6 protein-coding genes are annotated in these 26,164 nt (G+C 71.9%); 1 reads left to right on the top strand and 5 read right to left on the bottom strand.

Annotation, left to right across the window (positions count from 1 at the left end):
• The 3 genes from ACWEKM_RS19340 to asnB are packed head-to-tail and all read right to left on the bottom strand — an operon-like array spanning position 1 to position 23,440.
• Entirely contained in the window at positions 1–960 is a 960-nt protein-coding gene (locus ACWEKM_RS19340; RefSeq protein WP_451622390.1) for a LysR family transcriptional regulator, read from the bottom strand.
• Positions 957–21,407 carry an SDR family NAD(P)-dependent oxidoreductase gene (locus tag ACWEKM_RS19335; RefSeq protein ID WP_451622389.1) on the bottom strand — a complete coding sequence of 6,817 codons (20,451 nt, stop codon included), beginning with the start codon at positions 21,405–21,407 and terminating at the stop codon, positions 957–959. Before ACWEKM_RS19335 ends, ACWEKM_RS19340 begins: the two co-directional genes overlap by 4 nt.
• Complete coding sequence (gene asnB / locus ACWEKM_RS19330; protein WP_451622388.1) at positions 21,404–23,440, bottom strand: asparagine synthase (glutamine-hydrolyzing); 2,037 nt, start codon at positions 23,438–23,440, stop codon at positions 21,404–21,406. Before asnB ends, ACWEKM_RS19335 begins: the two co-directional genes overlap by 4 nt.
• Positions 23,441–23,651: 211 nt before the next feature.
• Here asnB and ACWEKM_RS19325 point away from each other — a divergent pair, with 211 nt between their 5' ends.
• Positions 23,652–24,854: an IS110 family transposase gene (locus tag ACWEKM_RS19325; protein ID WP_451622387.1), complete on the top strand. Its 1,203-nt coding sequence runs from the start codon at positions 23,652–23,654 to the stop codon at positions 24,852–24,854.
• Positions 24,855–24,879: 25 nt separating this feature from the next.
• Here ACWEKM_RS19325 and ACWEKM_RS19320 read toward each other — a convergent pair whose 3' ends face one another.
• On the bottom strand, positions 24,880–25,110 hold the full coding sequence (locus tag ACWEKM_RS19320) for a phosphopantetheine-binding protein (protein WP_451622386.1): 231 nt from the start codon (positions 25,108–25,110) through the stop codon (positions 24,880–24,882).
• A gap of 30 nt (positions 25,111–25,140) precedes the next feature.
• Positions 25,141–26,016 (bottom strand): ACP S-malonyltransferase, encoded by an 876-nt coding sequence (locus tag ACWEKM_RS19315; protein ID WP_451622385.1) that lies wholly within the window; start codon positions 26,014–26,016, stop codon positions 25,141–25,143.
• Positions 26,017–26,164: the final 148 nt, after the last annotated feature.

Genomic DNA, 26,164 nt, shown 5'->3' with positions numbered 1-26,164 from the left:
TCACGGGCGCGCTCGGTCCGAGGTCGGGTGCGCCGGTTCGGCAGGTCCGCTCCGGGCAGCCTGCACCATCGAGCCGAGCACCTCCAGAAAGGCCGTGCCGCGGCCGCTCATCGCCAGGCCGGGCATCATGGCCACACCTATGGAGGCGGGGGGCAGGTCTCCGGCGATCTCGACCGTGCGGACCGTTCCCCCGTCGAGGGTCGTCGTCGCCTCGGTGCGCTGGTACATCAGGGCGAATCCGGAGCCGGCCGCCACGAGACCTCGCATCGTCTCGACGCTCGCCGCCTCGATCACGCGCGGCAGCCGAACTCCGGCGTTGGCGAACAGCTTCTCGCCATGGCGGATGACGTCGGGCGCGTTGAGGGTCACCAGCGGGCGGGCGGCCAGTTCCGCCAGCTCCACCGGTCCGTTCCGGCCCAGGGGGTCGCCTTCGGCCAGCACGGCGTGGACGGGCAGTCGGGCCAGGGCGTGGAACCGGGCGTCCCCAGCCAGGAAGTCGTAGGTGACCGCCAGTTCGCAGCGCCCTTCCCGCAGAAGTTCCGCCAGCCGGGCGGCCGGCTCCTCGTGGACGGCCAACCGCAGGCCCGCATAACGCTGTTGGGTGAGCCGGTGGACTCCGGGCAGCAGGAACGGGGCGAGTGACGAGAGAAAGCCGACGTCGAGCCGGCCGGCGACGTCCCCCGCCAAGGCGTCGCCCCGTGCCTTGAGATTCCTGGCCCGCCCCAGCAGGTCCCTGGCCTCCCGCAGCAGATGGCGGCCGCTCGGGGTGAGGGAGACCCCCCGGGCGTGATGCCGCAGGAGGAGCTGCACACCGAGTTGGCGTTCGAGCCTCATCACGGCCGACGAGACCGTTGACTGCGAGGCGCACAGCTTCTCCGCCGCCTCCGATATGTTGCCCACTTCGGCGGAGACGACGAAGTACCGCAGTTGCGCGAGGCTGAAGCCCAGTCCGTCACTCATCGCGCGCCTCCGGCCCGGTCCCGCGGGGTGTCCAGCCATCGGTCGACCGTGAGCGCGGTCGCCCCGGCGTGCTCCTCCAGCAGGGAGAAATGGTCCCCCGCCACCTCGGTCCGCCGGTGCTCCAGCGGCCAGCCGGACCGCGCGTCCTCGCCGAGCAGCTCCAGCAGGGGCCCTTCCTGCGCGGCTCCCGCCAGCAGGGTCGGGGTGGTCACCGGCAGCGGGCACCAGCCGTCGAGCAGTTCCGCGTACCAGGCCATCGCCGTCACCTGTTCGTCGGCGAGGGGCAGGCGCGGGAACCGGTCGAGCAGGCGCCGGGTGATCACGGTCATGCCCCGGACCATCGCCGCTCCGGTCGTCCGCGGGGTGTCGAGCAGCACCAGCCCGGCGGGTGGTGCGCCGGCCGCCTCCAGCCGGCGCACCACCTCGTGGGCCAGCCAGCCGCCGGAGGAGTAGCCCGCGAGCGCGAACTCACCGCCCCCGAACCGTCGGAGCAGGGCGCCGGCCAGCCGCTCCGCCGCAGCCTCCAGGTCCACGGGCAGCGGCTCCCCGGGGCGGTAGCCGGGCACGGAGACCGCCCAGACCCGGCGGCGGCCCCGGAGCGCGCCGGCGAAGTTCACGTACTGGTGGGCCCCGGTGGGGGCGATCAGGGACGGCAGGCAGACCAGGTCAGGTTCCCGACGGCCGTCCGACAGCCTCAGCAACTCCGGATCGTCGCCCGCTCCGGCCGCGAACACCGGTCGGAGCCGGGCCGCCATCGACAGCAGGTCGCCGGCCTGCTGCGGGGTACCGGTCTCCACCACCGTACGGAACAGGGCGGCGATGGAGCGGGGGGAGTCCGCCGACGGCCGCGGCTCAGGCCCCGGGACGCGCCGGTCCCCCACAGCCGGGTTCAGGCGCGCCACGAGGGCGTCCACGTGCGGGCCGCCGGTCGTGAGGAAGTGATCGGCGAGCTCCTCGACGGACTCGGCATCGAAGAGCAGCGTGGACGAGACCTCGCCGAGGTCCTCCCGCAGGGCGTTCGTCAGCTGGAGCACGAGGATGGAGTCCATGCCGTAGTCGCTGAGCGGCTTGGAGGGGGCGATCCGGTCCGCCGGAATGCCGAGGGTTTCCGCGGCCCGGTCACGGAGGTACCCGGCCAGGGCCTCGGCCCGGCTCCCCGGTTCGGCGGCGGGCGGGGCGACCGCTTCCCCGGCGGCCAGGGGCTGTGCGGGGACCTGGACGAAGGCGGGGACGGGGCTCCGCGGGACGGCGACCGCGTCGGGCAGGGGTGGGAAGTCCACCGCCACCGGGGCCACCGCCACCGGGGCCACCGGTTGCCGGCGTCCGGGCTTCCGGGCCGCGGGCTTGCGGTCGGTCCGCCGGGCCACCGACTGCCGCGCAACCCCGTCGCTCTCGGCGGCGATGATCTGTTGCCCGAGCTCCCGGGCCTCCGGCAGTACGGGGACGACCGCCGCGAACCCTTCGCACTGCAGCACCTTCCCCCAGTTCTCGGGCGACAGCGCCGGCGATCCCGGGACGCGCAGCGCGTCGTCCTCGAAGAGCCACCAGCCCTCCAGCAGGCCGAACGTGAGGTGGCTGGAGACGTCGAAGGCCGCGAGTTCGTTGAGCAGCAGCCATCCTCCGTCGCGCAGGGCCGCCTTCGCGTTGCGGATCGTGTTCCGGGTGTCGCGCGTCGCGTGCAGCACGTTGGCGGCGACGACCAGGTCGTAGCTCCCGCTCTCCACCCCCGGCTGCCCGGCCAGCGGCTGCTCGGCGTCGAAGCGGGCGTAGGCAAGGTACGGCACGTCCGGTCCGTACGCGGTACGGGCGTGGTTCAGAAACGCCTTCGAAAGATCGGTGTACGTGTAGGTCTCGATGTGTTCCTGGAAGGGGCGCAGCGCGGCGAACATTCCGACGCTCGTTCCGCCCGTGCCGGCGCCGATCTCCAGGATGCGAAGCCGCGCCGAGGGGTCCAGGCGCAGCCGTTCCGCGACGACGGAGACCGCGGCATCGGCCATGGCGCGGTTGTACAGGTCGGCGACCCGGTTGTCGCGGTAGGTGCCTTCGACGAGTTCGACGGAGCCGCGCGGGAACAGTACATCGGTCGGCCTGGTCGTGCCGGTGAGGATGCCGGGCAGCGCCCGGAGCGTGGCGTCGAGCAGGGCGAGTTCGGCCGCCTTGTCAGGGTCGGTGGACCACCGGACGCGACGCTCGTCCCACTCGCGGACGAGGGCGTCCAGGGACGGGGCCGTACCCGGCACGATGCGGAGCGCGTGGTCGAGCCAGGTCGTGTACCTGTCCAGGATCCCGGCGCGGCGGCGGAGCCGGTCGATGTCGCCGGGGGAGGTGGGAGTGCCGGGGCCGCGCAGCGCCCCGAGCGCTTCCAGGTGGCCGCGGACCATCCTCGCAAGGAGCGGATCGCGTTCGTCCGCGCGCCACGTAGCGATCGCGCGTATCGATTCCCACTCGACGGGCAGGGCCGCGGCCGACGCTACGAGAGCGGGCGCGACGCGGGTCCGTGCCCGGGGGTGGACGGTGAGCCGCGTCGTCGGGTCGAGCGCCTCGATGGCGTCGAGGTCCTCCACCTTGATGAAGCTCAACTGGCGCTGGGGGCCACCGAGCAGCGTGTCGAGCGCGTCCATCGCCTCCGGCGCCTCGATCGAGAGGAGGCCCCAGCGCGCCATGTGCTCCTTGTGCCGCTCGGTCGAGGCGCTGCCGACGCTCCCCCACCATCCCCAGTTCATCACCTTGACCGGGCACGGCCAGTGCCGGTCGAGGAAGTGGGCGTAGGCGTCGCCGAAGGTGCAGCCCGCCGCGTAGTTGCTCTGGCCCGCTGCCGTCGTGAACGACTGGACGGAGGAGAAGAACAGGGCGAAGTCCAGCGCCTCGTCCGCGAAGACCTCGGCCACGGCCACCCCGGCGTCGACCTTCGCGGCGAGGCTCGCCCGCAGGGTCGCCTCGTCCATCCGCGCCAGGCTCTGGTCCCGCAGGTCGAGCGCTGCCTGGACGACGCCGTGGATGCGCGGGTGACGGCGCTTGATCTCCTTGTGGGCGAGGCGCAGTGACGCGGGGTCGGCGGCGTCGGCCGACAGGTAGCTCACCCGGCCGCCAGCCTCGGCCAGCCGCGCGTCGATCGACGCGTCCCTCGGTCGCCGTCCGATCCAGATCACGTGGGCGTCGTGGTTCCGTACGACATGCCGGGTCCACTGGGTGCCGAGTCCGCCCGCGCCGCCGATCACGACGTAGACGCCGCTCTGCCGGTACGGGGCGGCCGGTGCGTCGCCAGGCTCGTTCGGCGCCCAGCGGCGCGCCAGCCACTGGCCCGCGCGGTGCACCAGGGGGTCGTCGGCGGTACGGCCGGGGGGTGCCAGGAGGTCGTCGGGCAGCTCGGCGGTGTCGAGGTCGGCCCGGCGGACGGACCAGTTCGCGTACTCCTGTTCGAGCGACCCGAAGAAGCCGTGCAGCCCGGCGTGGGCGGGTGCGGTCGGCTCGTCGTCGTGCGTGGCGAGGGCGCGTCGCGTGACCAGGGTGACGCGGAGTGGGCGTGCGTCGTGTCCGGTGCGGACGAGGGCCTTGGCCGTACGGAAGGCCGCGACGACACCGTCTTCCTGGGCCGCGGTGAAGCCGGCGGTGTCGGTCGGCAGGAGCGCAGGCCCGTCATCCGGCCCAGGGCCGGGCGCGATCCAGACGAGGTGGCCGACCGGCGCCGTGGACCGGAGCCGGTCGGCGATCTCGTCGGTGGACGCGCCCGGGGCGAGATCCCACAGGGTGGCGCCCGGGTGCCGGCGGACGAGGGCGGCCCGCTGTTCGGCCGTGCCTCCCACCACGAGCACGTGATCCGCGGCGTCCGGGGCGTGTTCGCCCGGTGTGTACCTGGCCACGGGCTCCCAGACGGGTGCGAACAGGGAGGGGACCGGCTCCTTCAGGCGGCGCGAGGTGTAGCCGGTCATCCGTACGCAGACCCGGCCGTGGACGTCGGTGACGTCCACGTCGAGCCGGCTCAGGGCGGTCGCGGGCCCGGCCCCGTCCGCGAGGCGGACGACGGCCCACGCCGAGGGCGGGCACGGGGCGAGGAGTTCGAACCGGTCGAGCGCGAACGGTACCGCGGTCTCCGGATCGGCCGGGCCGGGTCCGCCGGTGAGGTGCAGCGCGATGGATGCCTGGATGGCGGAGTCCAGCAGCGCCGGGGGAAGGACAAGTCCGCCGCCGTCGGGGTCCGCCCCGGCCGGGAGTTCCAGCTCGGCGAGGACGGTCCCGGCGCCGGTGTCGACGTACGCCTCGCGGATGGCCCGGAGCGACGGCCCGTGGACGATGCCCATCGACGCGAGCGCCTCGCGGACGCGTTCGGCGGACACGGTCGTCGTGCAGGCCGCGCGAAGCGACGGGAGGTCGACGCGGTCGGGGCGGGACGTACCGGTGCGGGACACGCGCCCGGTGGAGAGGACGACGGGGCCCTCGCCCCGGTCCGCCCGCGCGGTGATCTCGAAGGTGAGCTGTTCGTCGTCGCCGGGCTTCACCAGGACGTCGACGCCCAGAAGCCCTCCGCCGTCGGCGGTGGCCGGCCGTACCCAGGTGATGTCGCGCATCAGCAGGGGGGCCGACGCGTCCGCGCCCCAGAGCCGAACGGCGGTCTCCCGTGCCAGTTCGAGGTGGACGACGCCGGGAAGGACGCGCTGTCCGCGCACCGTGTGGTCGCGCAGGACCGGTTCGGCGCCCGTGAGCACCGTGGAGGCGCGCAGTGCGCCGGGAGACTCCGGGACCTGCGACGTCCGGTGGATCAGCGGGTGGCCCGCCGCCGGGCGTTCCTCCGGGGCGGCGGGGACGGGCCGTGGCGCGGCGGGCGGCGGACCGGCCCAGTGGCTCTCCCGGGCGAACGGATAGGTGGGCAGGGGGATCCGCCGGTGGGCTCCGGCCGGGAAGAGCGCACCGTAGTCGAGTGCGGCGCCCCGGACGAAGCACCCGGCGAGGACAGTGAGGTCCGCACGGTAGGTCTCGACGTCCGCACGGTGTTTCTCCGCGTCAGCGCGGTACGTGGCCGCGCCCGCCCCGACGTCCCCGGCCTCCGCACCATCCTTCTCCGCTTCCGCTTCGACGGTGGTGAACTGCGCGCAGCGCTCCAGGGAGACTTCGCCCCGGCTCGTGTCCGCGCCCTGCCAGCCCTTGCCCTCGGGCTCCGCCCGGCCGGTGAACGCCTCCGTTCCGTCGAGCCCTTCGTCGAGTATCCGCAGCAGCGCGGCGCGGTCCTCTGCAACGCAGGCGAACCGGTGGGGGAACCGGTCCCTTCCGACCGCGAGCGTGTACGCGAGGTCGCCGAGGTCCGGGGCGTCCTCCTGGCGGATCCGCGCGGCCAACCGGGCGGCCTGCTGAGCTAGTTGCTCCCGCGAGTGCGCCGAGAGGACGATCAGCCGCGGGGACCCGGGCGTACGGGCGCGGGTCCGGGCGGAGGCGGGCGCCTCCTCGATGACGAGGTGGGCGTTGGTACCGCTCGCGCCGAAGGAGCTTACGGCGCCCCGGCGTGGCCCTCCGTCGGACGGGGGCTCCCATCGGTGGCCGCGCGTGCTCAGGTTGAAGGGGCTGGTGTCCAGGTCGATGGCGCCGTTGGGCTTCTCGAAGTGCGGCGAGCCAGGGATCTGCTGGTGCCGCATCGCGAGGAGGATCTTGAAGACCCCCGCGACGCCGGCGGCGAACTGAGTGTGCCCCAGGGTGGACTTGATGGAGCCCAGCGCGCAGAAGCCGGTCCTCTCCGGGCCGGCCCCGAACACGCGGCTGAGCGCCGAGAACTCGATGGGGTCTCCGAGCGGGGTGCCGGTTCCGTGAGCCTCCAGGAGCTGGATGGACCCGGCGTCGATGCCGCAGGACGCGTGGACTTCGCGAAGCAGGGCCTCCTGCGACACGGAGCTGGGCGCGGTGATGCCGTTGGTCGCACCGTCGTGGTTGCTGCCCGTGGCGCGGATGACACCGTGGATGTGGTCCCCGTCGGCGATCGCGTCGGACAGCCGCCTGAGCACGAGGACGCCGACGCCCTCACCGGGGACGAAGCCGTCGGCGCGGTGGTCGAAGGTGTGGCAGCGTCCCGTCGGCGAGAGCATCCCGGCCCGCCCGGCCAGCTCGTAGAGGCGGGGTGTCGTCTGGACGAAGACGCCGCCCGCCAGTGCCATGTCCGTCTCGCCCGACCGGAGCCCCCGGCAGGCCAGGTCGATCGCGATGAGCGAGCTGGAGCACGCCGTGTCGACCGCCAGCGCGGGGCCCTTCAGGTTGAGGACATAGGAGACGCGGGCCGGGATCAGGGACGCCATGTTCCCCCAGAAGGCCTGGGGCGGACTGTTCTCCCCGACCAGCTCGTGGTAGTCGCCGTTCCAGCAGCCCACGTACACACCGCAGCGGGTATCGCTCAGCTGCCGTCCGGCGTGGCCCGCGTCCTCCAGGGCCTTCCACGCCTCTTCCAGGAGCAGTCGCTGCTGGGGGTCCATGACGGCGGCCTCGACTCCCGAAATGCCGAAGAAGAGCGGGTCGAACCGGTCGATGCCGTCGAGGAATCCCCCCTGCGTGCAGCGTGCCGATCCGTCGGGCCCGGTGGCCGGAAGGTCCCAGCGGGTCGCTTCGGTGATGAGGTCGTCGCCGTTCGCCAGATGGGTCCACAGCTCGTCGAGGGTGTCGGAACCGGCGAACCGCCCGCTCATCCCGACCACGGCGATCGACTCGGGGCCGGTCGACGGCCCGACGGGAACGGAGCCGCCACCGGTCGCAGGGCGGGCGGAGGTGACGCCGCTCCGCGTCCGGGCCTGGACGGGGGCCGCGGGGGCAGGGGAGACGGGGCCGAGGGCCGCGACGGGCCCGTGCTCCGCGAGCAGATGGGCGGCGAGGCGGTCGGCGGAGCTGTGATCGAAGACGACATCGGTCGAAAGGTCGGTTCCCAGCTCCTCGTTGAGCACATGGACGAGGCGGACGGCGAGGATGGAGTCGAGTCCGTAGTCGGCGAACGCGAGCCCGCCCTCGATCTCGTCCGGCGACATGACCAGGACGTCCGCGATCTTCGCGCGCACCAGGCGCGCGACCCGTTCGCCGGGTGCGGTGCCGGCCCGGTCCTCGGATGGCATCTCGGGTGCGGTACGCGGCGTGACGGCGGCGACGTCGGTCGGCACGCCGGTGGACGCACCCGTGCGGACGCCGGTGTGGATCGCCTCCCCGGCCGGCTCCAGGTCACCGATCCAGAACCGGTCCCTCGCGAACGGATACGTCGGCAGGGAGATCATGCGGGGCGGCGGGACCGCCCCGGGGAGTGCCCGCCAGTTCAGGTCCATCCCGTCGACCCAGAGTGCGGCCAGCTTGTCGTGCTTGCCCTCGCGGCCCCACCGTTCGGCCAGGAGTTCCCGGAGGTCGTCGTCGGCCCAGATCTCGGCGGCCGCGCCCCGGTCCCGCGCGGTGCTGCCCCGGTGCAGGCCCGGAGCCGCCGTCCCGTCGCCGGTCTCCGCGAACGCGCCCAGCACCCGCCGGAGTTCGGGCAGCGAGTGCACCGTCACCGCCAGGCGCTCCTTCATCGCCTCGCGTCCGGACCGCAGGGTGAACGCGAGGTCCGCCAGGCGGACCGTCCGCCCGCCCGCCTCCTCCTGTTCGAGGAACGCCACCAGGCGCGCGGCGGAGCGCCGCAGTTGCTCCGAGGTCCGTGCCGACAGGACGACGAGGTGCTCACCGTCGTCGGCGCGCTCGGCGCTGGCGGCGTCCGCCACGTACTCCTCGATGATCACGTGCGCGTTCGAGCCGCCGGCTCCGAAGGAAGAGACCGCCGTGACGCGCGGTCCTCCGGACTTCCAGGGCGCGAGGGTCCGCTGAAGACGGAACGGCGTCTCCTCGAACCTGATGCCGGGGTTCGGTTCCTCGGCGTGCAGGCTGGGGACCAGGGTGCGGTGCCGGAGCTGGAGCACGGCCTTGGTGACACCCGCGATGCCCGCGGCGGCCTCCAGGTGCCCGATCACCGACTTCACGGAGCCGATCGCGCAGAACTGCCGGTCCCCGGTGAACTTCTCGAAGGCGAGCGAGAGCCCCTTCACCTCGATCGGATCGCCCAGTTCCGTACCGGTGCCATGCGCCTCGACGTAGCCGACCTCGCGTGCCGAGATCCCGGCCCGGGTCAGCGCGTCGCCGATCAGTTCGGCCTGGGCGGCCGGGCTGGGCACCGTGTAGCCGTTGGACCGGCCACCGTGGTTGACGCTCGTCCCCCGGACCACGGCCAGCACCCGGTCCCCGTCCGCGAGAGCGCGCGCCAGCGGTTTCAGCAGCACCGCGCCGACCCCCTCGCCGGGGACGAATCCGTCGGCGCCGCTGCCGAAGCTCCTTACCCGGGACTGCGAGGACAGCATGCCGGAACGGCAGAGTTCGACGTAGTCGGACGGGTGCAGATACAGGTTCACGCCACCGGCGATGGCCAGCTCGCAGGAGCCCTGACGCAGGTGCTCGTAGGCTTCGTGGATCGCCGTGAGCGAGGACGAGCACATCGTGTCGATCGTCAGGCTGGGGCCCCGGAGGTCGAGGACGTAGGAGGTGCGGGCGCTGAGCGAGGCGAACGAGAGCGCGGGCGCGATCCGCTCCCCGGACGGCAACACGGCCTCGCCGTGCCGTGCGTGGCCGGACTTGGTCACTCCGGCGAAGACGCCGACGCGCCGCTGGTGGCGGCGGGCCAGCTCCTCACGGGTGTAGCCCGCGTCCTCGACCACCTCCCAGGCGGCCTGGAGGAAAAGGCGCTCCTGCGGGTCCATGGCGTACGCGTCGCGTGGCGCGATGCGGAAGAAGTGCGGGTCGAACGCGTCGAAGTCCTCAAGGAATCCGCCCCACTTGCTGTAGCTGAGTCCGGTGGCGACGGCGGTGGCACGGTCAGATTCGTAGAAGCCGTCCAGCGGCCACCGGTCCGGGGGGATCTCGGTGATGCGGTCGCGTCCGGCCGTGAGGTTCTGCCAGAACTCGTCGGTGTTCCGCGCGCCCGGATAGCGTCCGCTCATCCCGATGATCGCGATGGCGCCGTCCTGGGCGGGTGCGCCGGACGGTCCGGCCGCGGGCTGAGGAGCTTCGGGGATCCCGGGAGCCGCGGGGGTCTCCTGGACGTTCCGGATCCGCGGGCCCGTGAGGTGCTCGGCGACGGCACGCAGAGTGGGGGCCTCGTAGAAGAGCGTCGTCGAGGTCTCCCCGAACACGGTATGCAGCTCCCTGTTGAGCTGGACGACCATGACCGAGTCGAGGGCCAGCTCGTCGAGCGGTCGATCGGGGTCGATGGCGTGCGGTGGCAGCTTCGTGACCCGGGCGAAGAGCCCGATGACTGACCGGAGCGTCTCCCGGTCCGGGGCCACACCGTCGCCGGTGTCCGGCGCGGACACCGGCGCGGACGCCGGTGCGGACGCCGGTGCGGACGCCGGTGCGGATGCGGAGGCCGATGCTGGGGGCGACGCCAGTACGGGCGCGGTCTTCTCCGTCTCGCCGTGGTGCACCCAGATCTCGTCCTCGCCGGCCTCGCCGAGGCGCCAGGCGTTCAGGAGTGCCTCAAGCCCCGCATCCGACTCCATGGGGACGAGGCCGCGGTGACGCCGGAGGTACGCGCGGGTCGCGTCGTCGACCGTCATCCCGCCGTCCTTCCAGAGCGGCCACGCGATCGAGACCGTGCGACCCGATCGTCCGCCCGCCGCGACGCGTGCGTTGCGGCGGGCGGAGAACGCGCCGAGGTGGGCGTTGGCTGTGGCGTAGTCGGACTGGCCGGGGTTGCCCGTGACGGCCGCGCCGGACGAGAAGAGGAGGAAGGATTCGAGCGGCAGATCCGCCGTGGCCCGGTCCAGATGGACCGCGCCGTCGACCTTCGGGGAGAGGACCAGCTCCCACTCCTCCGGGGTCTTGTCCTTGACGTACGCGTCGTGGATCACGCCCGCGGCGTGGATGACTCCGTGGATCGCGCCGCTGCGCTCCCGCACCTCCGCGACGAGATGGCGCACCTCCTCCCAGCGGGAGACGTCCGCGACGGCGTACCGGGCCTCCGCTCCCGCCGCCCGCAGTTCGGCGAGGAGCCGGTCGGTTCGGGGGCCGGGTGCGGACCGGCCGACGAGGACGAGCCCCGGGCGGGCGGTGTCCTGTGCGATCCGGCGGGCGACGACGGCCCCGATGGCGCCGGCGCCACCGGTGATCAGGTACGTGCCTCCCGAACGCCACGGTGTTCCCGCGCCATCGGCCGTATGGGGCGCCCAGGTCCGGACATGGCGTTCGGCGTCCCGGTGGAGAACGAGTACGTCGTGGGCGTGCCGTGCGTTCTCCAGGACCGCGCCCGCGATCCGGTCCGGGTCGCTCGCGCCGTCGAGGACGATGACCTGCCCGGTGACGCGCGGGTTCTCCAGTGCCGTCGTGCGCAGGAGAGCGGAGAGGGCGGGACCGGTCTCCTCGTCCTCGGCGGCCGATGTCAGCACCTGCACCAGCGTGGCCCCGTCGTGCGCCTCCCCGGCGAGCGTCCGGACGAGCTCGAAGACCTGCCGTGACAGGTCGGTGAAGCGGCTCTCCGGGCGCTGCCTGGCCGTCGTGACGGCGTGGCAGCGCACGCCCGGCAGCAATCGCTCGACGCCGTCCCGCAGGGCTGCGGGTGTTCCGCACAGGATGACCGCGTGACGCCGGTACGGGAAACCGGCGGCAGGACCCGGGGCCCCGGTGGCGGGCCTCTTCGTCCACCGGGGCACGAACAGCGTCGTCCCGACGACGGGAACGGGGACGGGTTCCCGGGCGGCAGGCCCGGAGACGGAGGGATGCTCCCGACCGGGGGCGGGGGCCTGGGCTAAGGCCGGGGCTGGCGTGGGTACGTGGGCGGGAGCGAGGGCCTGGGCAGGTGCGGACGCCACCGCGCTCCCTGGAATCCAGTACCGGTCGCGTGCGAACGGATAGGCCGGGAGGTGCGCACGCCTCGGCGGTCCGGCACCGTCCGGCCCGTACAGCTGCCGCCACTCGACCTCGCCGCCGCCGCACCAGCGGGTGATCACCTCGGCGAGGCTGTCCGGGTCCTGGTCGGGGGCCGACTCCGGTCCGTCCCCCGACCCGTCGATGAACTCCCTGAGCCGGGCGATGAGTTCGCCTCGGGAGGCGACGACCCAGCCGACGCGTTCGGCCATGGCCTCCCGTCCGGTCTGGAGCGTCCACGCGATCGAACGGATCGAATCGTTGTGCCGGGCGTCCTCCAGGTGTGCGAGCAGACCGCGCGCCCGCTCACGCAACTCCCGCTCCGTGCGCGCCGAGAGGGGCACGGCGACCCTGCGGTCCCCGGGGGCGTCCAGGTCCCGTGCCGACGCCGCCTCCTGGTCCTCGCCCGGGTACTCCTCCATGACGACGTGGCAGTTCGCCCCGCCGAAGCCGAAGCTGCTGACCCCCGCCCGCCGGGGAACGGGCGCACCGTGCCGGTCGCTTTCCCGCTCCCAAGGTTCACTCGCGCGCACGATGCGGAACGGGCTGCCGTCGAGCTGTATGTACGGGTTGATCTCGTCGCAGTTCCGGGAGGGCGGCAGGGTGCCGTTCCTCATCGCGAGGACTGTCTTGAGCAGCCCCGCGATGCCGGCCGCGGCTTCAAGGTGGCCGATGTTGGCCTTCACGGAGCCGAGTGCACAGGTTCCTCCGCCCTCAGTGCCCAGCCGCCGGAAGGCGCTGCGGAGCGCCTGCACCTCGACGGGGTCGCCCAGGGCCGTGCCGGTGCCGTGGGCCTCCAGGTAACCGATGGTGCGGGGGTCGATGCCATCCATCGCCCGCACCACGAGGTCCGCCTGGGCGGCCCCGTTCGGTGCGGTGAGGGAGTTCGCCCGCCCGCCGTGGTTCTCGGCGCTCCCCACGACGACAGCGAGAATCGCGTCTCCGTCGCGCTCGGCGTCGGCGAGCGGCTTCAGCACGACCGCACCGACGCCCTCGCCCCGTACGTAGCCGTTCGCGTCGCTCGCGAAGGTCTTGCACCGTCCGTCCGGGCTCAGCATGCCGGCCTGTGCGGCGCTGACGAACGTGTCGACGCTGAGGAGGAGGTTCACTCCGCCCGCTATCGCGGTGTCGCACGCCCCGGACCGGAGGGCTTCGACGGCCCGGTGGACGGCGACGAGCGAGCTGGAGCAGGCCGTGTCGACCGGCTCGCTCGGACCGTGGATGTTGAGGACGTAGGAGATGCGGTTGGCGAGCATGGAGTGGGCGTTGCCCGTTGAGGTGAAGGCGTCCGGCGGGGTGCCGTGGGCGGCGAGCAGCGTGGCGTAGTCGGTGCCCGAGACGCCAAAGAACAGCCCGGTGTTCTCCGGCAGGCCGGAGGGGGCGTACCCGCTGTTCTCCACCGCGTTCCAGACGGTCTGGAGCGCCAGCCGGTGCTGCGGGTCCATCAGTTCGGCCTCGCGCGGCAGGATACGGAAGAAGGCGGCGTCGAAGGCGTCCACCTCGTCGAGGATGCCCGCGTGGCGCGGGAAGTCGGACGCCTCCACGATCCGTGCGTACTCCGCTTCGTACCGGTCGGCGGGGAAGGCCGTCACGTGGTCGGTCCCGGCGGCCAGATTGGTCCAGTAGGCGTCCAGGTCGGGGGCGCCCGGGAAGCGGCCCGCGGCTCCGATGACGGCGATCGGAGCGGCGGAGTCGGTGCCCGCCGGGCGCGGGGCGGCGGGCCCCGGCGCCGTGTCGGGGGCCCCGGCCTTCTCCCGGCAGACCCGCTGCCCGGTGTCAGGGGCCGGTCGCGGTGGGGCCTCGGGGGTCCGGGCGGGGGGCTCGGCGCGGGCCGGAGTCCCGGTGGACCGCTCGTACACCGTGCGCAGGGCGGCGGGGTGCTCGGCGACGAGGTGTTCCCCCAGCGACGCGAAGGTGTTGCGGTCGAAGAAGACCGCAGGGGTCAGCTCGATGCCGAGCCGCTCGCTCGCCTGCTGTGCCAGGGCGACGAGCGAGATCGAGTCGAAGCCGAAGGCGTCGAAGCCGGTGCGGGCGTCGAGTTCGTCGGGGTCGAACTTGAGGATGCCGGATGCCAGGCCGCGCAGTTCGTCGACCGTGAAGGCCAGAAGTCCCTCGGCCTCCCCGGGCTCCCCCGGTGTCCCGTCGTTCACTCCCGCGGTCCCGCCGACGGCGCCTGTCCCGGTCGCGTCCCATCTCCGCACGTTCCCCTCCGGGCCCTCCCTCGGTCCTTCGTCGTCGCCGCACCACAGGCCGGCGAGAACAGCGACCACTTCGCCGTTCCGGTCCAGCAACCCGACCGAGCCCCCGATCCCTTCTCCGTACGCGGTCACGTCGAAGACGGCGTACGCCACGGATGCCTGGCCGCCCGCGCCGTCCGCGAAGAGCCGGATCTCGTCGATCCGGTGCGGTGTGCTCCGCGCCCACCGGGGGTCGCCCGTCCGTTTCGCCTCGAACTGCAGGCCCTGCGCGACGGCGGCGAGCACCTGTGGAGCGAGCGTGACATGGGGCTTCACATGGTCGCGCTGGAGCTCGGGCGCGCCGAGCCGCAGCGCGAGGCGTCCGTCCCGCAGGCGGAACACTCCCTCGACGCCGGCGAGTTCGGGCGCGTACCCGACTCCGCCCTCTGCCAGTTCCGCGAGGAAGCCGACCGGGGAGAGCGGTTCGGCCCGGTCCGGTGCGAGCGCCCCGGGAAGCAGGCCCACGAACGATTCGGCGTGAGGGTGTCCGGACGGCCGCGGCCCGCCGCCCTCGTCCACCCGCAGGTCGAACGAAGCCACGGCGGTCCGCCGCCCCGACGCGTCCTCCGCGTGCACGGCTCCCGCCGCAGTCCTCCCCCCGGGGGCGTCCAGGACCGTCACCAGGCGCGCCACGCCCGTCCAGTCGACCGGTCCGAGGAGGCGAAGACCACGCACGACCGACCCGTCGGAGAAACCGGAGACCTTCGCCGCCGCGATCGCCAGGTCGACGGCGAAGGTGGGGACGATGTCGTGTGTCCTGTCCTGCCGCCCGCCCAGGGTGCGGCCGTAGTCCAGGAGATCGTCCAGGTGTACGTCGAGGACGTACCGCAGTCCGGTGACGTCCGACGCGTTCCGGCCGAGGAGCGGGTGGAGCTTCTCGCGCAGGGCGAGCGGCGCGGTCACGGACGGCGCGCCGTCCTCCCGGGCGACCCAGCACCGTACGCGCTCGAAGGGGTACGCGGGGAGGGAGACGCGGCGGGGCGCTGGCGCGTCCGGTGTGTCCGCCCGCTGCCAGTCGACGCCCTTCCCGCCCACCCAGGCGGTCGCGAGATCGCGCAGGTCCGCTGTACGGGCGCCGCCGCCCGCGAGTGCGGCGCCGAGGTCCCGGTCGCCCGCCAGACGACGGTCGACGGCGGCCAGCGCCTCGTCCCGGGTCCGCGCGAGGAACGCCCACCGGTGCGGGAGTTCGTTCTTGCCGACGCGGAGGGTGTGGGCGACCGAGGCGAGGTCCGGCGCCGTCGCCCCGGCGAGGAAGGCGCGGAACCGGGCGAGGTACGCCAGCAGCACGGCGTCGTTCATCGCGGAGAAGACGAAGAGTTCCTCGCGCCCGCCGGGTGCGCCGCCGCGCGCGACGTCGTCCTGTTGCGGGTACTCCTCCAGGATCATGTGGGAATTCATTCCGCCCGCGCCGATCGAGGTGATCCCGGCCCGGCGCGGATGGGTGACCTCGCGCCCGTCGACGGTGGTCACCGCCGGCTTCCAGGCGGCGAGCTCCTGCTGCACCCGGAAGGGAGTGCGGGAGAAGTCGATGTCCGGGTTGATCACCGAGCTGTGCAGCGAGGGGGCCAGCTGTCCCCGCTGGAACTGGAGGATGACCTTGGCGAGGCCGACCATTCCGGCGGCGTGCAGCAGGTGGCCCAGGTTGGACTTCACCGATCCGATCGCGCAGAACCCGGTCTCCGGGGTGTACTTCCGGTAGGCGGTGGTCAGCGCCTTGACCTCGATCGGGTCGCCCAGGGACGTCCCTGATCCATGGGCTTCCACGTAGCTGATGGTCCGCGGGTCGACCCCCGCGTCGTCGATCGCCTTCTCGATCGCGCGCGCCTGCATCCGGGGGCTGGGGACGGTGAACCCGTTGCGCACTCCGGCGTTGGCGAGGGCCGTCCCCTTGATGACGGCGTACACGTGGTCGCCGTCGCGCTCGGCCTCGACGAGCGGCTTGAGGACCAGGGCGCCGACGCCCTCCCCGAGGATCGTCCCGTCCGCCCCGAGGCCGAAGCTCCGGATCACGTCCGAGGTCGCCGTCGTGAAGTGCTCCTGCGAGGAGCTGATGAGGTTGTACGGGTGCAGGAGCAGGTTCACCCCGCCCGCGACCGCCATCGAGCACTCGCGCGCCCGGAGCATCTGCACGGCCTGGTGGACACAGGTTGAGGATCCCGAGCACATGGTGTCCACGAAGAGCGAGGGTCCGGTGAAGCCGTAGAAGTACGACAGCATGTTGGGCAGCGTCCCCGTGTAGCTGCCGCTCGCCGGGGACCCCCGCGTGAGGCCGTTCTCGAAGCCGTAGAGGCCGTAGTGGTTGCTCATGGAACCGGCGAGCACACCGACGTCTCCGTCGTACTTCCGACGGATCGTCTCGCGCGAGTAGCCCGCGTCCTCCAGAGCCTCGACCCCCGCCCGCAGGAACAGCCGGACCTCGGGCGACATGTTCTCGGCTTCGCGCTTGGAGATGCGGAAGTAGCGGGGGTCGAACGTGTCGATGTCCTCAAGGAACGTTCCGGTACGGATGGAACTCTTGCCGAGGACGCTGCGGTCACGGCTGTAGATCGCGTCGTGGTCCCAGCGTTCGCGCGGCACCTCGCGGAACTCGTGTCGGCCCTCTTCGAGTACCGACCAGAGCTCGTCCAGGGTGTCGGCGCCGGGGTAGCTGCCGGAGACGCCTATGACCGCGATGTCGTGGTAGTCGTCGCACGCGCCCGGGGCCTCCCGCGGGCACCGGGCGGACACGGTGGCGGCCTCCACGTCCGGAAGGGCCGCCGTGGCCGGGGCGGTGGCGTCCGCCGATGGTTCGGCGGTGGTCCGGTGCGGGACTTCGGCGTTGGCGACGGCCCGCAGAGCTTGGGCGTGCTCCGCGACGAAGTACCCGGCGACGCCCGCGATGTCGGTGTACTCGAAGAAGATCGTCTTGGGGAGCGGGCCGAAGACTTCTTCGAGCGCCACGGTCGTATCGAGGATGGCGAGCGAGTCGATGCCGTACTCGATGAGGTCGACCGTCTCCTCCAGAGTTCCGGGATCACGGTGAAGCGCCTCGCCCACGACCCGGCGCAGCAGCGCCGTCGCACGTTCCGTCAGTTCTTCGTCGGTGACGGCGGAAGTCGTGTCGGCGGGAGCGGAGTCGGCGCGGGCGGTGTCCACGGGGGTGGTGACCGGCGCTTCCGGGGGCGTCGGGGCTGCCGTGAGCGTCGCGGCGGCGCCGTACGCCACCACGACGTGCGGGGGCGCGTCGCCCAGGACGCGGCCCAGGAGCCTCAGTCCGTCCTCGGTGGGGAGGGGTTCCCAGCCCCGGTCCCGTCGCATCGTTCTCAAGGTGACGGCGTCCACGGACATCCCGCCGTCGGCCCACAGCGGCCAGCTCACGGCGCAGGTCCTGCCGGTCCGCTCGCCGATGTCGACGAGCGCCTGGCGGTGGTGGGCGAAGGCGTCCAGGAAGGCGTTGGCCGCCGCGTAATCCGACTGGCCTGCGTTGCCGAACACCCCCGCCACCGAGGAGAAGGCGACGAAGAAGTCGAGCGTGAGGCCGCGCGTGGCGGCGTCGAGGTGGAGGACTCCGTCGACCTTCGGCGCCAGCACTGTCCGCAGATCGGAGGCGTCCTTGGTGAAGACGTACGCGTCGCGGAGGACGCCCGCCGCGTGCACGATGCCGTCGATGGTTCCGTGGGCCCCGGTGATGGCGCGGACCGCTCGGTCCACGTCGGTGCGCGACCCCACGTCGACGGGGACGTGGTGGGCGTCGACTCCGGCGTCCCGTAGCTCCCGCAGGGCCCCCTCGCTCCCGGCTCCGTGCTCCGACCGGCCGCTCAGGACGACGGTGACCCCGGCGTACCGGCCGAAGTAGCGGGCGACGTGCCGTCCGAGCCCGCCGAGACCGCCCGTGATCCAGTAGACGCCGCCTTTCTTCAGCGGCGGGATCTCGGCCCCGTCGCCCAGGTGCAGTTCCCCGGGCCGGGACGCGTGGCGTGCGCCGTCCGCCCCGCGCCGGATGTCGCAGTCTGCCGACCGGTCCGCCGCCTCCGCCCGCAGGATCTCGGCGATCCGCTCCGGCGGCGCGGTGTCGAGGTCCGCGACGCGCACGACCCGGCCCGAGACACGCGGGTTCTCCAGGACGACGGTCCGGAACAGGCCGGTGAGCGGCGCGTGGTAGTGCCGGGGCAGCCGGTCGTCCACGAGTACGACGAACCGCCGCGGCCCCCCGGGCTTGGACCGCACGACGTCCGTGACGTCCCCGAAGGCCAGGTCCAGCGCGGCCCCGACGCCGTCGGCGACCCGGCCGGGTTCGACGTCGGGAAGCTGTGCGACGGTGAATCCGGTGAGCTCCGCCACGGCGGCGGTGTGCCGGGCGGCACGCCCGCCGAGATACCCCCGTACGACGGGGGCGGGCCCGGTCGCGTCATCCGGTACGCCGAGGGGAGCCGGCGCCCACGAGACGGCTGCGGTCACGGTGTTCCCTCCCGTCTGCGGGCCGGTGCCGGGAGCCGCCCCGGCCGGTTCCGTCCGCTGGACCAGTCCGCGCAGACTGACGCTCATGGTGCCCTTCCCGTCGCAGAGGTCGATGTCGAACATGTCGAGCGCGCCGCGGCCCTCCCGCCGCCGCACCCACGCCCAGGTCTCGGGTGCACAGGGGCCGTGGACCGTGAGTTCCTCGAACGCGAACGGCAGCACCGGGACGGACCGGCCGCCACCCGTCGTCGGTGAGGTGTCCGCCAGGAGGACGACGGAGGCTTGGAAGGCCGCGTCCAGCACGCTCGGCGGCAGAACGCATCCGGCGTCCCCGGACCCGCCCGCGCCGGGTTCGACGATGCGCGCGACCAGTTCCCTCTCCCCCAGTCGCAGTTCCCTCAGCCCGCGCATGGCCGGCCCGTACTCCAGCCCCCGGTCGCGGAACTCCGCGTACACCTGCGCGTGCCCACGCTCGCGGGGGCATGCCGCCAGCAGTGCGGGAAGGTCGAGCCGGCCCGGCTCCTGTGCCCCGACGGTCTCGGCCAGCCCCGAGCTGTGCACGGTGCCGGGGGCCGTTCCGGTGGAGATCTCGAAGGCGAACGCGCCGCTGTCCTGCGGGGTGAGCCCCACCCGGACCTCGGCCGGCGCGTTCCGCACGACCAGCGGGCGCGACCACCCCATGGTGCGGAGCCGGACGGCCGGTGGCGCCCCGGCGTCCCGCCCCGCCGCACGGGCCACCGCCGCACGGACCATCTCCACCTGCGCCGCCGCCGGCAGCACGGGCGTGCCGCGCACCAGGTGCGCGGCGAGGAACGGCTCCTCCCCGGTGAAGGTCGAGGTGAAGCGCTGCCCATCGAAGCCGGGGACTGCGGCGTGGAGGAGGGGGTGCGGCAGCACGGGATGCGACACGGCTCCTGGCCGCACCTCCGCCGCCCGCGCCCTTTCCGTCCGCTTCGCCCTCGTCCGTGCCGGCTCCGCGGGCACCGCTTCGGTCCGCCCCGGCGGCTTCTCCGTACGCGCAGTCTTCGCGGGTGTCCCGTCCGCCGCCGCTTCCCTCCCCTCGTCGCCCTTCGACGGCACCCTGAACCAGTGGTGCTCGCGGGCGAACGGATACCCGGGGAGACGCACGCGGCGCGCACGTGCCGCGGGGCAGCCGTCCCCGAGCCGCTCCGCCCAGTCCACCGTCCCGCCGCCCGCCCAGAGCGTCCCGATCGTCCTCTGCCCGGCGGCGTCCGCGTCGCCCGCACACACCGTCGCACCCAGGTGGACCTCGCCGTCGGCCCGCTCACCGTCCGCGAACCCGGCCAGCAGACCGACGAGTTCGGCACGGTCGGCGACGATGAAAGCGACCCGCGCCCGCATCGCGTCGCGGCCGATGCGGAGGGTGTGCGCGATGTCGCCGAGCGCCTGTGCGGGATGCTCCCGCAGATGGGAGAGCAGCGTGCGCGCGACCACGCGCAGCCGTTCCGGTGTCTTCGCCGAGAGGGGCACGAGATGCGGGCCCGGCGGGTCCGTCTCCCTCATCTCGTCGGCGAGATGCTCCTCCAGCACGATGTGCGCGTTCGTGCCGCCGAAGCCGAAAGAGCTCACCCCGGCCCGGCGTGGCGGGATACCGCCGTCAGGCCCCGCGGGCGGCGCTTCCCAGGGCCGGGTCTCGCCGACGACGTGGAAGGGGCTGCCCTCGAAGCTGATGAGCCGGTTCTGCTTGCGGAAATTGACGGTGGCGGGCAGCGCCCGGTGTGCCAGGGAGACGATCACCTTGGCGATCCCGGCGACCCCGGCGGCCCCTTCCAGGTGTCCGATGTTGGTCTTGACCGACCCGATCCCGCAGGTCGACGGCTGGGCAACGGTGCCCTGCGCAGCGTGCAGGTTCCGGAAGGCGGTCTTGAGGGCCATGACCTCGATCGGGTCGCCGACGGGCGTCCCCGGACCGTGCGCCTCGATGTAGCTGACGGTCTCCGGGCGGATTCCGGCGCGGGTGTAGAGCCCTTCGATCAGGTTCGCCTGCGCGGTCGGACTGGTGACGGTCAGGGAGGTGGTCCGGCCGCCGTGGTTCGTGGCGACCCCCTTGATGACCGCGTGGACAGGATCGCCGTCCGCGACGGCCCGTGCGAGAGGTTTCAGCAGGAGCACCGCTCCGCCCTCGCCACGTACGTAGCCGTCGGCGCTCTGGTCGAAGGCGCTCGCACGGCCGGTCCGCGACAGCATGCTCGCCTGGCTGAAGGCGACGAAGTGCTTCGGCGACCAGATCAGGTTGACTCCGCCCGCCAGGGCGAGGCCGCACTCGCCGTGGCCCAGCGCGCGGACCGCTTCGTACACCGCCACCAGCGAACTGGAACACGCGGTGTCGTTGGTGATGCTCGGACCCTGGAGGTCGAACTGGTACGAAATGCGGTTCGCGATGATCGAGTAGGCGGTGCCGGTGGGGAAATAGGCGTCCGTCCGCACCCCTTCGCGTTCCATCAGCTCCGCGTAGTCCGCGTGGCAGACGCCCATGAAGACGCCGGTTGCCGTACCGGCCAGGTCGCTCGCCGCGTAACCCGCGTTCTCCACGGCCCGCCAGGCGAGTTCGAGCGCCATCCGCTGCTGCGGGTCCATGCTCTCGGCCTCGCGCGGTGAGATGGCGAAGAAGTCGGCGTCGAAGCAATCCGCGTGCTCGACGAAGCCGCCCCAGACACTGTTGGTCTTCTGCGCCCCGCGCCGGGGATCTCCGAAGTACCTTTCCCTGGACCAGCGTTCGGGCGGCACCTCCGAGATGAGTGACCGGCCCGCCAGGAGGTGTTCGCCGAGTTCCTCCAGCGTCTCGGCGCCGGGGAAGCGCAGAGCGATGCCGATGATCGCGACGTCGTCCGCCGCGGGCGCCGGTACGACCGTGCTCATCTGTGTCCTCCCGCCCCGGGGAGGGCATGCCCGGCCGGCCGCGGTCCCCGGGAGGTGCGGAGATCGACGATCGTGTCCACCTTCAGCTCCGCTTCCAGGTGGCCGCCCCTGCCCTGGTTCCGGCCGCCTACGAACTGCTGGTGGAGGACGGCGGTCGACAGCAGGTAGACGAAGGCCTGGTCCTCCTTCGTGCTGATCCCCTCGTTGGGTGTGGCCATGATCTTTGCCACGAGCTTCCTCGCGAACACGGGGTCGATGCCATCGATCCTGCTCAGCTCCGTGTCCGAGAGCAACAGGTCCAAGTAGTCGGGCCGCTGCTCCTTGAAGACGGCCGCGCCGGGGGCGCGGTAGGGCTGCTTGCGCCGAGCGAGGCTCGACTCCGGCAGCTCGCCCCGGAATGCCTCCTTGAGGAGGACCTTCTCCTCGGAGCCGTCGTCGAACCGCAGATTGACCGAGGCCGCCGCGCGGACCACCGCGGGATCGAGGAAGGGGCAGCGGTTCTCGACGCCGTGCGCGAGGCTCATGCGTTCTCCCTGGGTGGAGAGGAGGTAGCCGGGCAGGAGGGTCTTGAACTCGAGCCACTGGGCCCTCTGCACGGGACTCAGTGCGCCGTATCCAGACGTCGACGCTGTCAGGGCCACGAGGTCGGCGAACGGATCGTCCCGTTCCTTCAGCAGCCGCGCGGCGAATCGGCCGTTCTGGTAACGGAGTTCGTGTGAGAAGAGACCAGGGAGCCGTTCGACGGCGAACTGCTCGAACAGGCTTTTCAGCCGTGCCTGATTCGCGGGGCCGAAATGGCTCAGCTCCGGGTGGAGGCCGCCGATACGGGCCGTCCGTTCGTCGTCGGAGAGGTCGTGCCACGCGGCGCGCAGCAAGGTCTCGCGGAAGAGCGAGTAGCCGAGGAACGCCTCGTCGGCGCCCTCGCCACTGAGGATCACCTTGACGCCGGCGTCACGCGCGTGGCGGGAGAGCAGGTACATGGGCACGAACGCGGTGCGGAACGCCGGGACTTCGGCGTGGTACACGGCGGCCGGGAATTTCGCGGCGATGTCGGCGCCGCGCACGGCGATGGACGAGTGGAGCGTCCCCAGGTGGGAGGCGACGACGTGCTGGCTGCCCGATTCATCGAAGGCCGCCTCGTCGAACTCCACCGAGAAAGTGCGGACCTCGTGCGAGGAGAGCTCGGCCGCCAGTGCGGTGACGATGGACGAGTCGAGACCGCCGCTCAGGTAGACGCCGACCTCGACGTCGCTCCGCAGCCGCATCTCGACGCTTTCGCGGAGGGTGTCGCGGACGAATGCGATCGCTTCCCGGGCGGATCCGGAGAACGGTTCGACGTCGAGTTCGAGTTCGGCGTACGTGGTCAGGTCCGTGCGTCCGCCGCGCACGGTCAGGCAGCTTCCCATGGGTAATTGGCGAATGTGCCGGAAGGGGGTGCGGTCGGGCAGCGGGGTCCACACCGCGAAAGTGGAGGCGAGTTCACCGGGGTCCAGTTCGAAGCGGAATCCCGGGAATGCCTGGAACGCCTTCATCTCCGAGGCGAAGAGGAAATCCCCGCCCCGGCCCGTGCCACCCTCGTGGCCGCTGTAGAAGAGCGGGCGCTTGCCGTACCTGTCCCGGGCCAGGAAGAGGTCCCCGGACACGGCGTCCCGGATGGCGAACGCGAACGCGCCGTTGAAACGGGGCAGGCAGGCGGCCCCCCATTGGGCCCACGCCTGCAGGACGACTTCGGTGTCCGAGCGTGTGCGGAAGCGCCGGCCGAGCAATCGCAACTCCTGACGGAGTTCAATGTGGTTGTACAACTCGCCGTTGAAGCAGATCCAGTAGCGGTCCGACGGGTCCGCCATGGGCTGGGCGCCCGTGGAGAGGTCGATGACCGACAGTCTGACCGTGCCCATGGCCACGCCGTCGTCCAGGTAGTAGCCCGCCTCGTCCGGACCGCGGTGACGGATCAGCGACAGCATCGAGGCCATGACCTCTGGCGTGGCCCCGGCGTCGACCGAGGACGAGACGAAGCCTGCGATTCCGCACATGCGGGGTCCTTAAGAATACGAGGCGGTCCGGAAGGACCGGGTGTGGCTGATGCGGTGGTTGCCTGAAAGGCTCTAGGAGAATGGCCGCCCGGTCCTTCGGGACACTCCGACTGCTGATTGCGAACTGCGGGCATCGCTGGTCAAGGACCTGTTGGCGGAGTGCTCCTCGGACCACGAAAGTGCTGGTCACGGAGGAACAGGAGCCACGCGGTTGACCACGCGGCATGCACGCATATGGGTCGGCATCGATGCTGGCAAGGGGCACCACTGGGCGGTGGCCGTCGACGCCGACGGCGAGACGGTTTTCTCGACGAAGGTGATCAACGACGAGGCCCAGATCCTGACGCTGATCAAAACGGCGCGGGAGAAAGCTGCCGAAGTCCGGTGGGCGGTGGACATCTCCGGCCGGTCCTCCGCCCTGCTGCTGGCGTTGCTGATCACGGACGGCCAGCAGGTCGTCTACGTGCCCGGCCGCACCGTCAACCGGATGACCGGCGCCTACCGAGGTGAGGGAAGGACCGACGCCAAGGACGCCCGCGTCATCGCCGACCAGGCGCGCATGCGCCGGGATTTCGCTCCGATCGAGACCCCGCCCGAACTCATCTCCACACTCCAGCTGCTGACCGGCTACCGGCGTGATCTGACCGCCGACCGCGTCCGGCTCATCAACCGGCTGTGTGACCTGCTGGTCGGCATCTGCCCCGTCCTGGAGCGGGCCTTCGACTACTCCGCCGCCAAAGGCCCGGTCGTTCTGCTGACCGAGTACCAGACCCCGGCCGCCCTGCGACGGATCGGCGTCAAGCGGCTCACCACCTGGCTGGACCGTCGCAAAGTCCGCGGCGCTGACGCCGTCGCGGCCAAGGCTGTCGAAGCCGCCCAGTCGCAGATGACCACCCTGCCCGGCGAGAACCGGGCCGGGAAGCTGGTGCGCGACCTGGCCCACCAGCTCCTGGCCCTGGACGAGCGGATCAAGGACAACGACCGGGAGATCCGCGAGATCTTCCGCACCGACGAGCGGGCCGAGATCATCGAGTCCCTGCCCGGCATGGGCCCCATCCTGGGCGCCGAGTTCGTCGCCATCGCCGGCGACCTGTCCGGCTACCGCGACGTCGGCCGCCTCGCTTCCCACGCCGGCCTCGCCCCGGTGCCCCGCGACTCCGGCCGCCGCACCGGCAGCTACCACCGGCCCAAGCGCTACAACCGGCGCCTTCGCTGGCTGTTCTACATGTCCGCGCAGTCCGCCATGTTGCGGCCTGGCCCATCGCGGGACTACTACCTCAAGAAGCGCGGCGAAGGGCTGCTGCACACCCAGGCCCTGCTGGCGCTCGCCCGACGCCGGACCGATGTGCTGTGGGCGATGCTGCGTGACAAGGGACTCTTCACCTCCACCCCACCAGTCACGCAGACGGCTTGACTTCGTCATTGAGATTCTCCTTGCTTCAGCGGTCGTCGCGCTCGGCGATCTTCTTCGCCACGAAGGCGTCGATGGATTCCAGCGAGGTGAGAATGTTCTTGAGGAAGTCCTCGTCCTTCAGCTGGATCGAGAATTCTTCCTCGATGGAGCAGATAAGCTGGACATATCCAAAGGAATCGATCACCCCGGCCTTGAAGAGGTCGCTCTGGCCGGTCAGTTCGTCATCGAATTCAACGATAAACTGTTCCTCGATCATGTTCCTTATGCGCTGGGTTCGCTCCATGCCTCATACCCCGCTTTTCGTCAGAGTTCCCTGATGACTGGATTTGGCGATACTTCTCACCATGCGCAGCAGCGATGAGCCGCCTATCTCTTCGCACTCCAGCCCGGCGTCACGGTCGAGGAGATAGCGGACGCCTTCGACCCATCGAACGGGTTCGACGATCTGCCGGCTCAGCATCTCCGGAATCATGCTCCCTTCGTGAGGGCGTGCGCTCGCATTGGACATCACGGTCACCGAGGGTTCCGTGAAGTTGAATCCACGGAGAAAGACCTCGAATGCGGTGCGCGCGGATTCCATGGCGCGCGAGTGGAAAGCGGCGCCGACCCGCAGCGGGGCGAAGCGGATGCTCCTTTCCCGCAGGGAGGCGTGGGCGGCCCGGAGCGCGCCGTCTGCGCCGGCGATCACGACCTGGGTGTCGGTGTTGTGGGCCGCCACGTCCACCCCCTCGACGCCGTCGGCGCCCAGCACCTCCAGGAGGCACTCGACCGGGGTGTCCATGACCGCGGTCATACCGCCGCCCGAAGCCTCGGCCATCAGCTCGCCGCGCTTCTTGACGATCCGGAGACCGGTCTCGAAGTCGAAGACCCCGGCGGCGAGGAGCGCGTTGTACTCCCCCAGACTGTGTCCTAGGTAGCAGTCGGCGGGCCGGTCCTCCCGGCGTTCCCGCTCGAAGGCGTGCAGCGCGTTGACGGTGAAGAGGGCCGGCTGCGTGCACTCCGTACGGGCGAGTACATCGTCCTGGTTGTCGCGGCAGCGTGCGGGGAGGTCGTACCCGAGGAGATCGCAGGCGAATCGCGTGATGCCCGGATAGTGGCCGAAAACATCTGCACCCATGCCCCGAAACTGCGATCCCTGACCAGGAAAAAGAATCGCGAACACGTTGTGACGCCTCCTGGATCTGCGCCGAGTGGCTGGCTCCGGCCACTCGGAAAATGGCGGTTCCAATCATGTTGGCCCATGCCCCTTGCCGGACGCTGGCCGGTTCGCTGGCACCCCGGTGCGAGACCTTGTCCGAATCCCTGCCGTT

It is taken from the genome of Streptomyces sp. NPDC004752 (assembly GCF_053601275.1).
The sequence above is the reverse complement of the archived record's forward strand: the minus strand, read 5'-3'. Positions and strand labels throughout refer to the sequence as shown.

What these genes read in the sequence shown, in the direction of transcription:
- ACWEKM_RS19340 (WP_451622390.1), bottom strand. Translation starts at nt 960, where the DNA reads ATGAGTGACGGACTGGGCTTCAGCCTCGCGCAACTGCGGTACTTCGTC.
- ACWEKM_RS19335 (WP_451622389.1), bottom strand. Translation starts at nt 21,407, where the DNA reads ATGAGCACGGTCGTACCGGCGCCCGCGGCGGACGACGTCGCGATCATC.
- asnB (WP_451622388.1), bottom strand. Translation starts at nt 23,440, where the DNA reads ATGTGCGGAATCGCAGGCTTCGTCTCGTCCTCGGTCGACGCCGGGGCC.
- ACWEKM_RS19320 (WP_451622386.1), bottom strand. Translation starts at nt 25,110, where the DNA reads ATGATCGAGGAACAGTTTATCGTTGAATTCGATGACGAACTGACCGGC.